The 13,611-nt window shown below is 63.5% G+C and carries 12 protein-coding genes; 5 read left to right on the plus strand and 7 right to left on the minus strand.

Going from position 1 to position 13,611, the window contains the following annotated elements; genetic code table 11:
- Together F0A16_RS12490 and F0A16_RS12495 are read left to right on the plus strand one after the other, a co-directional pair.
- Window positions 1-390, plus strand: coding sequence for a flagellar protein FlhE (locus F0A16_RS12490; RefSeq protein WP_187775995.1), 390 nt, complete (start codon window positions 1-3; stop codon window positions 388-390).
- A 130-nt stretch (window positions 391-520) separates the two neighbouring features.
- On the plus strand, window positions 521-1,219 hold the full coding sequence (locus F0A16_RS12495; protein WP_149435726.1) for an RNA polymerase sigma factor FliA: 699 nt from the start codon (window positions 521-523) through the stop codon (window positions 1,217-1,219).
- 122 nt (window positions 1,220-1,341) lie between these two features.
- Here the strand turns inward: F0A16_RS12495 and F0A16_RS12500 are convergent, their stop codons facing one another.
- From F0A16_RS12500 to F0A16_RS12510, 3 genes are read right to left on the minus strand one after another with little or no spacing between them, the layout of a single operon-like run.
- A complete protein-coding gene (locus F0A16_RS12500; RefSeq protein ID WP_239023812.1) occupies window positions 1,342-1,968 on the minus strand; it encodes a PqiC family protein in 627 nt (208 codons plus the stop codon).
- On the minus strand, window positions 1,965-3,617 hold the full coding sequence (gene pqiB, locus F0A16_RS12505; protein ID WP_149435728.1) for an intermembrane transport protein PqiB: 1,653 nt from the start codon (window positions 3,615-3,617) through the stop codon (window positions 1,965-1,967). Before pqiB ends, F0A16_RS12500 begins: the two co-directional genes overlap by 4 nt.
- Window positions 3,610-4,977, minus strand: coding sequence for a paraquat-inducible protein A (locus F0A16_RS12510; protein ID WP_149435729.1), 1,368 nt, complete (start codon window positions 4,975-4,977; stop codon window positions 3,610-3,612). The genes pqiB and F0A16_RS12510 overlap by 8 nt, the downstream gene beginning before the upstream one ends.
- Window positions 4,978-5,300: 323 nt before the next feature.
- Here F0A16_RS12510 and F0A16_RS12515 point away from each other — a divergent pair, with 323 nt between their 5' ends.
- Entirely contained in the window at window positions 5,301-6,269 is a 969-nt protein-coding gene (locus F0A16_RS12515; protein WP_223119787.1) for a calcium/sodium antiporter, read from the plus strand.
- On the opposite strand, the gene F0A16_RS12520 is transcribed toward F0A16_RS12515, so the two are convergent.
- The 4 genes from F0A16_RS12520 to F0A16_RS12535 form a co-directional block, all read right to left on the minus strand.
- Window positions 6,266-7,207, minus strand: coding sequence for an ArsA family ATPase (locus F0A16_RS12520; RefSeq protein WP_187775996.1), 942 nt, complete (start codon window positions 7,205-7,207; stop codon window positions 6,266-6,268). The two genes, F0A16_RS12515 and F0A16_RS12520, sit on opposite strands and share 4 nt — an antisense overlap.
- A gap of 29 nt (window positions 7,208-7,236) precedes the next feature.
- A complete protein-coding gene (locus F0A16_RS12525; RefSeq protein WP_149435732.1) occupies window positions 7,237-7,533 on the minus strand; it encodes a cory-CC-star protein in 297 nt (98 codons plus the stop codon).
- On the minus strand, window positions 7,520-9,277 hold the full coding sequence (locus F0A16_RS12530) for a carbon starvation CstA family protein (RefSeq protein WP_149435733.1): 1,758 nt from the start codon (window positions 9,275-9,277) through the stop codon (window positions 7,520-7,522). The genes F0A16_RS12525 and F0A16_RS12530 overlap by 14 nt, the downstream gene beginning before the upstream one ends.
- Before the next feature lie 168 nt (window positions 9,278-9,445).
- Window positions 9,446-10,600, minus strand: a complete 1,155-nt coding sequence (locus F0A16_RS12535) for a multidrug effflux MFS transporter (RefSeq protein WP_149435734.1) — start codon at window positions 10,598-10,600, stop codon at window positions 9,446-9,448.
- 574 nt (window positions 10,601-11,174) lie between these two features.
- Here F0A16_RS12535 and F0A16_RS12540 point away from each other — a divergent pair.
- Both F0A16_RS12540 and cydB read left to right on the plus strand, forming a co-directional pair.
- A complete protein-coding gene (locus tag F0A16_RS12540; RefSeq protein ID WP_149435735.1) occupies window positions 11,175-12,587 on the plus strand; it encodes a cytochrome ubiquinol oxidase subunit I in 1,413 nt (470 codons plus the stop codon).
- Window positions 12,588-12,590: 3 nt separating this feature from the next.
- Complete coding sequence (gene cydB / locus F0A16_RS12545; protein ID WP_149435736.1) at window positions 12,591-13,592, plus strand: cytochrome d ubiquinol oxidase subunit II; 1,002 nt, start codon at window positions 12,591-12,593, stop codon at window positions 13,590-13,592.
- Window positions 13,593-13,611 lie beyond the last annotated feature (19 nt).

Consider the following 13,611-nt stretch of genomic DNA (forward strand, 5'->3'; position numbering starts at 1 on the left):
GTGCTAAGCACGATCGTCGCATGGCCGTTCGCGTTGGCCTGGGCGGCCCAGGGAACCTGGGTTACCCCGTTGCCGAGCCAGACCGTGGTGGCGTCGGAGCGTCCTCTCGTCGGCGTTGCGATCCAGCCTCCGCCATCCATCGCGGGGGCGGAGATCGTTCGCGTCCGCTGGACTTTTCGCACCGATGTGCCCGCGCCGACACTAAAGGCCTGGCTATGCCAGGATGAGTTCTGTCTGCCGCTAGCCCGGCCCCGAGGGGAGACGCTGCAATTTTCGGGACGATCGGCCGCCGGCCGGTTTCGGCTGCGCTTCCAATGGCCGGCGGCCGGCCATGACACCGACAGGGCGATGATCTCCGGCGGTCAACTGATCATCGACTATCGTCAGTAGTGTCGACAAACAACCGAAATAGCCCCCGGAAAACAGGCAGTTTGCCGTCTTGGTTCGTCGGGCGCGCGGCATAATGATGTGATTGGGTCATGCGTTCCGGTGACCGTGAGTTTTTGCACGAGGCCATTCGATGTATACCGCACAAGGCAAAATCGATCAGCACGCATTGATTGAGCAGTATTTGCCGATGGTGAGGCGCCACGCGCTCTCCCTTCAAGTGCGCCTGCCCGCCAGCGTGGAGCTCGATGACCTCATTCAGGCGGGGATGCTGGGCCTGCTGGACGCCATGGGCCGTTACGACGATTCTCATGGTGCCAGCTTTTCGACTTACGCCAATCAGCGAATCCGCGGCGCGATGATCGATGAACTGCGCAGTCGTGACTGGATGCCGCGGAGCGTGCGTCGTAGCGCCCGCGCCTTGGATCAGGCGGTGCGAAGACTGGAGCAGCAACTCGGGCGCGCCCCCGAGGAGCGCGAGATAGCCCGAGAAATGGGGGTATCCCGTGACGAGTACCATCAGCTACTGACGGACACCAACAACGGTTTTCTGCTGGCGTATGACGAGAGCGATAGCGAAAACGGCGTGACGGCGGTTTCCGAGGGGGGTCCACCATCGCCGCTCGAGGCGCTGCTCGACGCGGATAACCGAGCCAACGTGATGGCGGCGATCGAGGCACTGCCGGAGCGCGAGAAGCTGCTGCTGGGGCTCTATTACCAAGAGGAACTCAACCTGAAGGAGATCGGCGCCGTACTCGGCGTCAGCGAATCCCGGGTCTGTCAACTGCACAGCCAGGCGGTATCGCGTCTGAGAAGCCGGCTCAATCCCTGACCGAGAAGATGGCGTGTTCGTCCCCCCATGGTTCTGCGAGGCCTATCGGCCCGAGTATGGTCCTGGCGACTATACCGGGCCGTTGCCATTCATCGTCCAGGCTCTTCAATCGAGCTGACCCGCTAATCGACGGCTGGCGTCGGGATCGGTGCCGTGCGAAGCCCTGCGGCGACCTGCCTCGCGACATCCTTCCACGCCGCGCCCAGTGCACGCACCAGCGCCGGGTAGCCGTCGTCGTCCAAGGGGCGGGTCACCTCGAAATGTCGTTGCATCACCAGCCGGTTACCGTCATGGAGCTGCCACTCCCCGGAGGCCAGGGCGCGGCCGTCGTAGCGCCCCTGAAACTGGTCGACGCTTAGCGATAGCCGCTGCGCGCCAGCCCCTCCCTGAGCCGCGCTGACCACCGTCATGCCCGACAGCTCGGTGGACAGCGACTGGCGCAACTGGCGTGTCAGCTGGTGCCCCAGCTCCTCCGCCCACAGGTTTTGATTGGCGGCGTTGAGCTCGATATCGCTGGTCTGCATCACGATACCCTCCTGATCGAGATAACTGGCCACCTCGACCGGATTGACCGTCAGTTGCCGCGAAGAGACCGACACCGTCGATGACGGCGGACTCTCGACTTCCGGCAGGGTGAAGCGGTTGGCCGGGGGGGATTGCGCGGCGCAACCCGCCATCGTCGCGGTCGCGATCGTCAGCAGGGTCGTGGCGCCGAACTGGCGCCAGCGGAGCATGAATGAGGCCATCATTGGGGAGCCCTCGGCACGGGGTCGGTTTGGACTTCACGATCGAAGATCAGCGCATTGGGCTGCTCGCGAAGGGTCTTGGCGACCGGCTGCAGATCGCGCATCAGGATTTCCAGCTGCTTGAGTGTGTCATTGAGCTGGCGATATCCGGAAGAGCCGGAAGAGAAGCCGTTCAGCGTGTTCTGCAACTCCTGAAGCGTATCGTTGAGACTCCCCGGCAGCTGCTGCGTCGCCGGGTCGGAGACGATGGCGTTGACCGACTCGGCGATCTGGCGCACCTCTTCCAGGGTCTGCTGGGAGGTCTGCATCGTCTGGTCCAGGCTGTCGAGAATCGGCTCGACCTGCAGACCGTTGAGCTTGTCGAGCAGGTTCGAGATCTTCTGTTCGATCTGCGCGAATCCTCCCGAAACGGTCGGGAATACGGGCTTGCCGTCGAACGTCATCGATTTGTAGGGCTCGGCGTCCTGGCTGAAATTGAGATCGACGAACAGTGCGCCGGTCAGCAGGTTGCCAGCCTTGAGCGTTGCCCGCAGACCGTATTTCTTGAACATGGTCTCGAAACGTTCCCGCACTTCCTGATCGTCGATATCGTCGTTGACGTCTTCGTTGCTCTCCAGACGCTGAGGTTCGATACGAATCAGTACCGGTATCGCGAACTGGGTCAGAGTGTCGGGCTGCGGCGCGGTGAAGTGCCAGGGAACGCTGACGACCGTACCTACGCGAACGCCGCGATACTCCACCGGCGCCCCCCGGCTGAGTCCACGAACGGTATCGTCGACCAGCAGGGCGTACTCGATGTACTGGTCGTAGGTCCCCTCGCGCGCGCTCTCTTCGTTGTTGTAGAGGGTGTAGGTCGCGTCCTGCTTGGCGGCATTACCGCGGGCGACATCCTCGGGCACGCCGAAGGTCACGCCCCCGCTGATCAGTGTCTCGAAAGAGTCCAGGTTGACGTTGACCCCCTCTGAATCCAGTTGCACGTCGATGCCGGAAGAGCTCCAGAAACGCGTGGTATCGGTCACCAGGCTGTCGTAGGGAGCCTGTATGAAGATCCGGTGGCGCATCTCCCGTTTCTCGGGATCGAAATCGGTACTCTCCACGCGGCCGACGGTATAGCCCTGGTAAGTGACCGGGTCGCCGGCACTGAGCGAATTGCCTACCTGACTCACCAGATTGATCCTCAGTCCAGGGGCATCGGGCGGCGCGACAGGCGGCTGTTCGAGCACGTCGAAGCTGTCCTGGGGTTCATCGCTCTTGCCTGGCGCGAGCTGGATGTAGGCGCCGGAGAGCACGGTATTCAGACCGCTGATGCCTTCGCGCCCGATGCGGGGCTTGACCACCCAGAAGCGGGTCTCGGTATTGAGCATTCGCGCCGCGTCGTTGGACATGCGGGCCGTCACCACGGTGTGGGACAGATCGTCGGAGAGGCGTACCGCCTCGACGTGTCCGACCTCGACGTTGCGCGTCTTGATCAAGGTCTTGCCGGCCTCGATGCCCTCGGCGTTCTCCATGTTCAGCGTGATCAACGGGCCTCGGCTGGAAATGTTGTCCCACACCATCCAGGCGCCGATCAGCGCCGCCAGCAGGGGCACTATCCAGATCGGCGAGAGCCGCGATTGCGACACTCGTTTGGCGCGTTGCATCGAATCAGGCATCGTCGGCTTCCTTGACAGGCGAATAGGGAGATTGGCGTTTGAGCGCGGCCGGCATGTGGGGCTGCATGTTGCGCGCGTCCCAGATCAGGCGTGGGTCGAAGCTGATGGCCGCCAGCATGGTGATGATGACCACGGCGGAAAAGGCGAGCGCTGCCGGCCCCGGGGTGATCGACAGCAGCGACCCGGCATGGACCAACGACACCAGAATGGCGACCACGAACACGTCGATCATCGACCAGCGGCCGATCAGTTCGGTGATCCGGTAGAGCGTCTGGCGCTTGTGCTTGAACTCGGATTCACCGCTGCGCCGGACCGTGATGCAGAGCCAGGCGAGCGCGAACACCTTGCCGATCGGTACCACCACACTGGCGGTGAAGATGATCAGCGCGATGGGCCAGTCGCCATGGCCGAGAAAGATCATCACGCCGCCGATGATGGTCGAAGGGGTCTCGTTGCCCAGCGACGTCGTGGTCATGATCGGGTAGAGATTGGCGGGGATATAGCACAGCGTCGCCGCGATCAGCAGCGCCCAGGTCTTCTGCAGGCTGTGGGGGCTTCGGAAACGTAGCGGCTCGCCACAGCGCTGGCAGCGCCCGCGCCCAAAATGGCCGAGGCGATTGACCAGCCCGCAGGTCGGGCAGCCGGTGAGCTTCTGTTCCGCGGCCGGCTGGCCCGGCCGACACCCCTCGGGTGCCAGGGGCTCGCCCACCAGCGAGAACCACATCCAGTCCGTGTCGATGGAGCGTGTGGTCAGCAGCAGCAGCAGGGCATAGACGCAGAACGCCCAGAACGACAGGCCCAGGTCGACGGACGCCATGCCGGCGATCTTGATCAGGCTGACGAGCGCGCCGATCACGAAGACGTCCGCCATCATCCACGGCCCCAGGTGGGAAAGCGCGCGGGCGATACGGTAACTCCGTGGCAGCGGGCGCCGCTGCAGGAGGCCGAAATGCAGCCAGATGACCGCGAGCAGATAGACAGCGGGCAGCACCACGATGGTCAGCAATACCAGCACGCCGACGAAAGGCTCGTTGAATCTGACGAGGCTGGCCGAGGTGTCGGTGAGTTGAATGGCGTTGCTAACGCCGCGCGCTTCGAAACTGATGAACGGAAAATAGAGCGACGCCGCCAGCGCGATCAAAGCGCTGATGGCGAATGCCAGGCTGCGCTCGGCGGGGCGAAAGTGGCGGTGGCTGAGCGTATGGCCACAGCGTGGACAACTGGCTCGCTGACCCCCATGCAAGGGCGGTAGCGCGACCAGCAGATCGCATTCATGGCAGGCGCGAAGACGGCGACGCGTCCGTCGAGGCGTCAGAAAGGTCGCCTTGTCGATGCTGGTGTCATCCTTGCCTGATGCCAAAGCCGTACCCGATACGAAAACTGAGTGGAAGGAGCGTCACGCTGCGTAAAGAGAGCATGTTACTGGAATACATACGTCCATGCATGTTTGCCGAATGCCCATCGAAGACGGTGGCGTCGCCGATGAAAAGTCACGATAGTTCAGCCGCTTGGATACTATAGTAGGCTAAGGCCGCTTTGCCGAAGAACGCCGGTGGCCGACATGACCGGACGACACCTTTTTTGCGAGCCTTCGGGCGCCAACCATGTGCTCGTGCCGCTGTCCCGATACCTGCCGGACGGGACGTACTCGATGAACATATAAAGGGAGATCCTAACGTGTGGATGGCGCTAGCGGCCATTGTGGCCGGACTCGTGGTACTGGTCTGGAGTGCCGATCGGTTCGTGGATGGTGCGGCGGCGACGGCCCGTCACCTGGGGCTTCCGCCGCTACTGATCGGCATGGTGGTGATCGGTTTCGGCACTTCCGCGCCCGAGCTGATGGTCTCGGCGCTGGCGGCCGTTCAGGGTAATCCTGGCCTGGCATTGGGCAACGCCTACGGCTCGAACATCACCAATATCGCCTTGATCGTGGGACTGGTGGCGCTGATCAGCCCGTTGACGGTGCACTCCCAGGTGGTTCGACAGGAGTTGCCGGTTCTCGGCGGCGTGACGCTGATATCGCTGTGGTGTCTGCATGATGGCGTGATCTCGCGCTTCGATGCGGTGCTCCTGCTGGCGCTGCTCTTCGGCTTCCTGGGCTACAGCATCTGGCGTTCACGGCGCTCGGAGGGCGACGCGTTGCAGGCCGATGTCGAGGCGGACGCGGCAGGCGAGTCCATGTCGCTGAAAAGCGGCGTGGTCTGGACGCTGGTCGGCCTGTTGATGCTGATCGTCAGTTCGCGCTTTCTGGTATGGGGCGCGGTCACGATCGCCGAAGCGTTCGGGGTGAGCGATCTGGTCATCGGGCTGACGGTGGTCGCCATCGGCACTTCGCTGCCGGAGCTGGCTTCCTCCATCAGCGCGGTGCGCAAGAACGAGCACGACCTGGTGATCGGCAACGTGGTGGGCTCCAACCTGTTCAACACGCTGGCGGTGGTCGGCCTGGCTGGCATGATACATCCCATCGACGTCGATCCCGACGTACTGGTCCGGGATTGGCCGGTGATGGCGGCGTTGACGCTGGTACTGCTGGTGTTCGGCATCGGCATCAAGGGGCAGGGACGTATCAATCGCCTGGAGGGCGCCGTGCTGCTGGCCAGTTTCGTGGCCTACACCGCATGGCTGGTCTATAGCGTGATCGGCATGCGCTAGGCGTGGGCGTGCCAGGGGGCCAGCCCACTCAGCGCTGCCTGGAGAGGCGCCAGATCGTCACAGCAAGCCGGCGCGTGGGACTGGTGGTCGATGCGTATGCGCTCGCGGTCGGGGAAGGAGGCTTCGAGATGCTCGATCCAGGGGCGTTGCTCCTCCCGCCAGTTGGCGAGCCACTGGCTGTCGACCTCGGCGGGAAGGCACTTGTTGATCACCACGGCGCCGACGTACAGGCCGTGGCTCTCGAGCAGCTCGCGGGTGCGCGCGGTTTCCAGTGCCGGCAGACGTTCCGGGTTGGCGACCAGGATCACCGCCGAGTGCGCAGGGCAGGTCAGGTGCTCGCGGGCGGCGGCGAGACGGCCGCGGCGGCGCATCAGCGTCTCCTGGATGGGGTCGTCGACCACCTCGCCGTCGCCCAGCCACGCCTTGTAGTCGCTGCGCACCTTGCGGCGGCGTTGCATCAACCCCTCCACCCAGGCGCCCATGATCTCGGGTAGCGCCAACAGGCGAACCGTGTGCCCGCCTGGCGCGGTGTCGAAGATCAGCCGGTCGTACGCCTCGCCGGTATCCAGCAGCAGGCCGACCAGGGCATCGAACAGGGCGGCTTCCTCGGTGCCGGGCGCGTGCCGCGCCAGGTCGAGCTGGCGAAACACGGTCGCGCTGCGCTCGCCGCTGACCAGGGGGCGCAGCGTAGCCTTGACCTGTTCCAGGTAGCGCTGGGTTTCGTGGTCGGGATCGAGTTCGACGACGTCGAGGCCGGGCTGCATGCGCGTGGGCCTCGGGCCTGGCGAGCGTCCGAACAGGTCGGCCAGGTTGTGGGCCGGGTCGGTGGAGACCAGTAGGGTTCGCCAGCCGGCCGCCGCGCAGCTCAGCGCATAGGCGGTGGCGCAACTGGTCTTGCCGACGCCGCCCTTGCCGCCGAAGAAAAGGCTCTTGGCCATGAGTGGTTCCTCGTGGGACATGCGCCCGCCTAGCAGCAGCGGAAGCCCGCCAGGGGCGAACGCGGCATGCCCTGGCGAGTGTGCCACTCGTGGAAGCGGTCGAGCATGTGCGGGTAGAGCTCCAGGGTCATGTCGCTGACGGGATTGGGAATCCCCATCATGTCGCAGAAGCACAGCAGCATGAAGAGGTCCTCCTCGTCCTGCAGTTCCCGGGCGATTTCGCGCCGGTGAGGCAGACTCAGCACCGCGTCGTACCCCTGGATCGCGCGGTGTAACCGCGATCTCCACAGGGCAATCGCGGAACCCTCGTCGTTATTGCGATTCATCGGAACTCAACGATGGCTGCCGTGTGGCGGTGTCGCCGTGGCGGAAGCTGCGCGATGCCTCGAGCAGAATCCACAGCGTGAACACCATGATCAGGCCACCGAAGATGAACAGCAGCCAGTTGCGGTCGGCATCGCCGAAGCCGGACCAGCTAAAAATCACCTGTTGACCCATGGCCCACAGTGTCATGATCAGCAGGAACAGCATGGGCGCCAGTGTGAAGATCACCGGGCGGCCCTGCCGTTTGAGCCACACCGAGACCAGCATCAGCGTAATGCCCGCCAGCAACTGGTTGCTGGTGCCGAACAGCGGCCACAGCAGGTAGCCGCCGGAGCCGAAGCCGTTGGGACCTTCCGGCAGGATGACCAGCGCGGCGCTGGTGATGACGGCGATGCTGGTCGCGACATGCTTGCGGGCGATGACCGGCATGCCGTACTCATTACCCAGCTCGGCGATGATGTAACGCATCAGGCGCACGGCGGTATCCAAGGTGGTGGCGGCGAAGCTCACCACGATCACCGCGATCAGCGTCGACCCCACGTGTTCGGGAATGCCGAGATTGCCGGCGAGCTGTCCCGCGCCCCGCACGAATGAACCCAAGCCGTTGGAGCCGGCCGCGGAAAAGCTCGAGTAGGTGGCGGTGAAGTCGGCGCCGGAGGTGAATAGGGTGCCCACCGCGATGATCGCGATCATCGCCAGCATGCCTTCGCCCAGGGCACCGCCATAGCCGATGAAGCGCGCGTCGGTCTCCTTGTCGAGCTGCTTGGACGTAGTGCCTGAGGCGACCAGGCCATGGAAGCCGGAGATCGCCCCGCAGGCAATGGTGATGAACAGCAGCGGATACCAGCTGATTTCCGCTTCGCCATTGACGCTGGGCGCGGTCATTTCCGGTGCCCCGAAGAGTAGCCCCAGATACAGCAGCGCCAGGCCGACCACCAATTGATGCGAATTGATGTAATCGCGCGGTTGCAGCAGTTTCCAGACGGGAAGCGTCGAGGCGATGTAGACGTACACCATCAACACCACGATCCAGATCAGAAAGGCCATCGAGGTGCCATTGAAGCCGCCGACGACCGGCGCGTCGGGACCACCGAACCAGCTCACGAGGTCGAACTGCAGCAGGGGGACTTCGCTGGCCACCAGCACTGCGCCATACATCACCGCCAGCGCGATCACCGATGGCAGCAGCATCGAGCCGGAATGGCGATAGACGCGATAGCCGATCCACACGGCAAGCGGAATCTGGATGAAGACCGACAGCACACTAGCCGGAAAGGTGATGAACAGCTTGGCGATGACCCAGGCGAAGACCGCGTTGACCATCAACACCAGAATCAAGATGATGAACAGGAACAGCAGTTTGGCGCGCTGTCCGATGAGCCGGTTGGCCAGCGTACCGATCGAGTGGCCCTTGTGGCGGTTGGAAATCACCAGCGCGCCGAAATCATGCACCCCGGCGGCGAACACCGTACCCAGCACGACCCACAGGATGGCCGGCAACCAGCCCCAGTAGATCGCGATGGCCGGCCCCACGATGGGCGCTGCCCCCGCCACCGAGGTGAAGTGGTGGCCCCAGAGAATCCACTTGTTGGTGGGAACGTAGTCGACGCCGTCGCGATAGGCATGCGCCGGCGTTTGAAAATCGACTTCGAGTCGGTAGATGCGTTCGGCGATGAACTTCGAGTAGAAGCGATAGCCCATCACGAAACACACGGCACCGAACAGGGCGATCCAGATAGCGTTCATGGGGGTTCCTTGACGGTTCTGGTGGGCGCAGCGGACCACGCCCACCTGCGTTGTTGTGGTGTGTCTACACTACCGAAGACGGATGGCGCGCTCCGTTAGACGAACGCATCAGGCGCGCGAAGGGCATGGCAAGACTCGAGACGTCCCGCCGGCATAGTAGGCGGGCGTTCAACGATGGGGCTGGCTATCGAAGCGCAGAGCGACCCTCAACGCAAACTGTCCGATCACGGCGGCCGCGGCCAGTACCATAGCCGCACCCAGGGCCGGGTTGTCGCCCAGTCCGGCTAGCGCCGTGCAGAGCGCGCCGATGCCCATCTGGGCGAATCCGTAAAGACCGGCGGCGGAGCCGACGACCTTGGGATTGATGCTCACCGCCAGCGTCAACGCGGTCGGCCCGGTCATTCCCACGCCGAAGGTAAATAGCAGCACCGAGACTTCGAGGGTGACGACCGAAGCCCAGCCGGCCAGCACGATCACCAGCATCGATATTCCCCCGGTCAGGCTGAGCAGGCTCGCCGCCAGCATCAATCGAACCAGACCGATGCGGTGGATCGTTCGGTTGGTGATGAAGTTGCCCAGCGAGATGCTCAGAATCAGCAGCGACAGGTAGTACGCCACGTGGCTCGCTGGCTTGCCCAACTGTTCGACGAAGATGAACGGCGCCGAAGCGACGAAGGCGAACATCGCCGTGGTGACGCAGCCGCCGCCGATCGCGTAACCGATAAAGGCGGGAGAGCGGAGCAGGGTGCGATATTCGTGGGCTAGATTGGGCAGGTTGATGCGACCGGTGGCTTGCGCCGTTTCCGGCATCAGTCTCCAGACGAACAGCAGGTTGCCGACGCCCATCAGACAGAGTGCCAGCAGCACGGTTCGCCAACCCAGCGTCGACGTCAGCAGGCTGCCGATCAGTGGCGCCATGGCCGGGCCGATGGCCACCACCAGATTGAGCACCGCCAGCCGCTGCACGGCCCGGTCCGGGGCCGCGGTATCGCGAATCATGGCGCGGCCCAGGGCCAGTCCGGCACAACCGCCGAAGGCCTGGAAGAACCGCGCCCCGATCAGCATCTCGACGCTCTGCGCTCGCCAGGCAACGACACCTGCGATGCTGTAGATGGCCATGCCGAGCATCAACGCCGGTCTTCTTCCCAGCGCGTCGGAGAGCGGGCCATAGAAGAGCTGGCCGAGCGCCAGGCCCAGTATGTAGAGGCTGATGGTCAACTGCATCCGGGTGCTGTCGGCGTGCAGTGCTTCCCCGGCGATTGGTAGTGCCGGCACGAAGATATGCATGGCCAGCGTGCCGGCCAACGTAATCATGACCAGCATCCATAACGCCGGTACGGCACGCGCCGTTGTCGTTTCGATAGGAGACGTCGATCGGGTAGTCGAGGAAGTAGGGTCAGTCACGAAGCGCCTCGTGAACAGAAGAGTGGAATTCAGGTGCGATCCAATAGCGGGATAGCCATTAGCCTGTATGTCATTCGAACCTTACGCGATCTGACTTTGTATGACCATTTGACCAAGGCCTGCCGCCGTGTGCGGCGACGAAAGGCTGTCCACAACGCCGTAATCGCACATTGTCAGGTTGGCATATTGTCGCAGGCCGCCTTCGGGTGCGGCTCCGCAAGTCCGGACGACGAGACGGGGCGGATGCCCGGGAACCCAAGTGGTTGGCGACTTTCGGCAGGATTGCCTAGGTTGTCTAGAGCGTCGGATGGAAAAGCGCGACAGAGGGCTGCGACAACCGGACACGGCGGCCCACGCGAGCGCCGAGCCTATGATATGAAGCATCGAACGGCTGCAATGGTCGGGCGAAAGACAAACAGCAGACAGTCAGCTGAGACAGCTGCCGTCGGGGCATGAGGGGAACCGCTGCCCTGGCGCTTGCGAGGAGTCAGTCATGGCGTTAGATCCTATCCTGTTATCACGATTGCAGTTCGCTTTCGTGGTCTCTTTTCACGCGATATTCCCCGTCTTCACGATCGGACTCGCCTCCTACGTGGCGGTGTTGCAGGGCCTCTACGTCGCGACCGGCAACTCGGTGTGGGATCGTCTGGGGCTGTTCTGGACCAAGATCTTCGCCGTCGTCTTCGGCATGGGCGTGGTTTCCGGCATCGTCATGGCCTTCCAGTTCGGCACCAACTGGAGCAATTTCTCCCAGTTCGCTTCGAACTTCATCGGGCCGATGCTGAGTTACGAGGTGATCACCGCGTTCTTCCTCGAGGCGGGCTTCCTCGGCGTGCTGCTGTTCGGCCGCCACCGTGTCTCGCCGTCGGTACACTTCTTCGCCGCGCTGATGGTCGCCATCGGCACGTTCATATCGGCATTCTGGATCCTGGCTACCAACAGCTGGATGCAGACGCCTCAGGGGTACGAGATCCGTGAGGGTGTCCTGCATGTTACCTCCTGGATGGAGGCGATCTTCACGCCGTCCTTCCCGTATCGCTTCGCTCACATGGCGTTGGCGGCGTTCCTGACCGGCGGCTTCGTGGTGTGCGGGGTCAGCGCCTGGTTCCTGCTGCGGCGGCGCGATGTCGAAGCGCACAAGCGCGCGCTCTCCATGACCATGTGGCTGCTGTTGATTCTGGCGCCGCTACAGGCCTTCGTGGGTGACGAGCACGGCCTCAACACACTCGAGCATCAGCCGATGAAGATCGCGGCCATGGAAGGGAACTGGGAGACCCAGTCCAACGTACCGTTGCTGCTGTTCGCGCTGCCGGACCGCGAACTTCAGGCCAACCGCGTCGAGATCGGCATCCCCAACGGTGCCAGTCTGATCCTGCGTCACGATCCGGACGGTGTGGTGCCGGGGCTCAAGGAGATTCCCGTCGAGCAGCAGCAGCCGGTCTGGATCGTCTTCTACAGCTTCCGTGTCATGGTTGCCCTGGGCGTCCTGATGATCGCGTTTGCCATTGCCGGACTGGTGCTGCGTCGCGGTGGTCGCCTCTATACCACGCGCTGGTTCCTGCACGGCCTGCAGGGGATGAGCCTGGCACCGTTCGTCGCGGTGCTGGCGGGATGGTTCGTGACCGAGATCGGTCGCTCGCCGTGGCTGGTCTACGGCGTGCTCTCCTACGCCGACGCTGTGACGCCCTCGCTCTCCGGCGGAATGGTGTTAGCGACGCTGATCGGCTATGTCGCTGTCTACGCGGTGATCTTCTGGGCCGGTATCTACTACCTGCTCAAGGTCGTGCGCCAGGGGCTGGACGAACTCGGTGCGGACGAGGAAGTCCACGATGCCGATCGCCCCATGCGTCCCTTGTCCGCCACCCACGTGCCGTTCGATGGCACCACCGCGTCATCCAGGAGCTAAGCCATGGAAATGTACGATCTGTCGCTGATCTGGGCCGTTATCATCGCTTTCGGCGTGATCATGTACGTGCTGATGGACGGGTTCGATCTGGGCCTGGGGATTCTGTTTCCGTTCGCCCCCGACGAAGACGCTCGCGACGTGATGATGAACTCCGTCGCACCGGTGTGGGACGGCAACGAGACCTGGCTGGTGCTCGGTGGTGCAGGTCTCATCGCCGCCTTCCCGCTGGTCTACACCATCTTGCTACCGGCGCTCTATCTCGGTGTGTTCCTGATGTTGGCAGGATTGATCTTCCGCGGCGTGGCGTTCGAGTTTCGCTTCAAGTCCAAGCGCACGCGGGGCTGGTGGAACGCGGCCTTCGCCGGCGGTTCCTTTGTTGCGGCGTTCGCCCAGGGCTGTGTGGTGGGGGCCTATATCCAGGGCTTCGAAACCGCGGATCGCGTCTACACCGGCGGGGCGTTCGATTGGTTGACACCGTTTTCGGTGCTCACCGGTATCGGGCTGGTGGTCGGCTACACCCTGCTGGGCGCTACCTGGCTGGTGCTCAAGTCCGAGGGGCATGTCCGCGAGTGGGCGCGCGGCTTGATTCCCAAGCTGCTGATCGGCGTGCTGGCGGTATTCGTCATCGTCAGCCTGTGGACGCCCTGGATCGATCCGGGTGTGTTCGACCGTTGGTTCGACCACCTGCAGGTGATCTGGCTGCTGCCTTTCGCTGCCTTGCTCTGCGCGGCGGGAATCTACTTCGCCACGCGCCGTCGTCGTGAAGGGCTGGCGTTCCTGTTGACGCTGGGTCTGTTCATCTTCACCTACCTCGGACTGCTGGTCAGCCGTTGGCCCTACGTGATTCCGCCCGACTACACACTCTGGGACGCGGCATCTGCGCCGGAATCGCAGTTCTTCATCCTGATCGGCGTGCTGTTCGTGGTGCCGATCGTGCTGACCTACACTGCGTGGTCCTACTGGGTCTTCCGCGGCAAGGTTCGCGTCGGTGAGGGCTACCATTGAGCGCCGCCAGGCGATCCAC

Origin of the sequence: Salinicola corii (assembly GCF_008298015.1) — a bacterium.
In the GTDB taxonomy this organism is placed as follows: domain Bacteria; phylum Pseudomonadota; class Gammaproteobacteria; order Pseudomonadales; family Halomonadaceae; genus Salinicola; species Salinicola corii.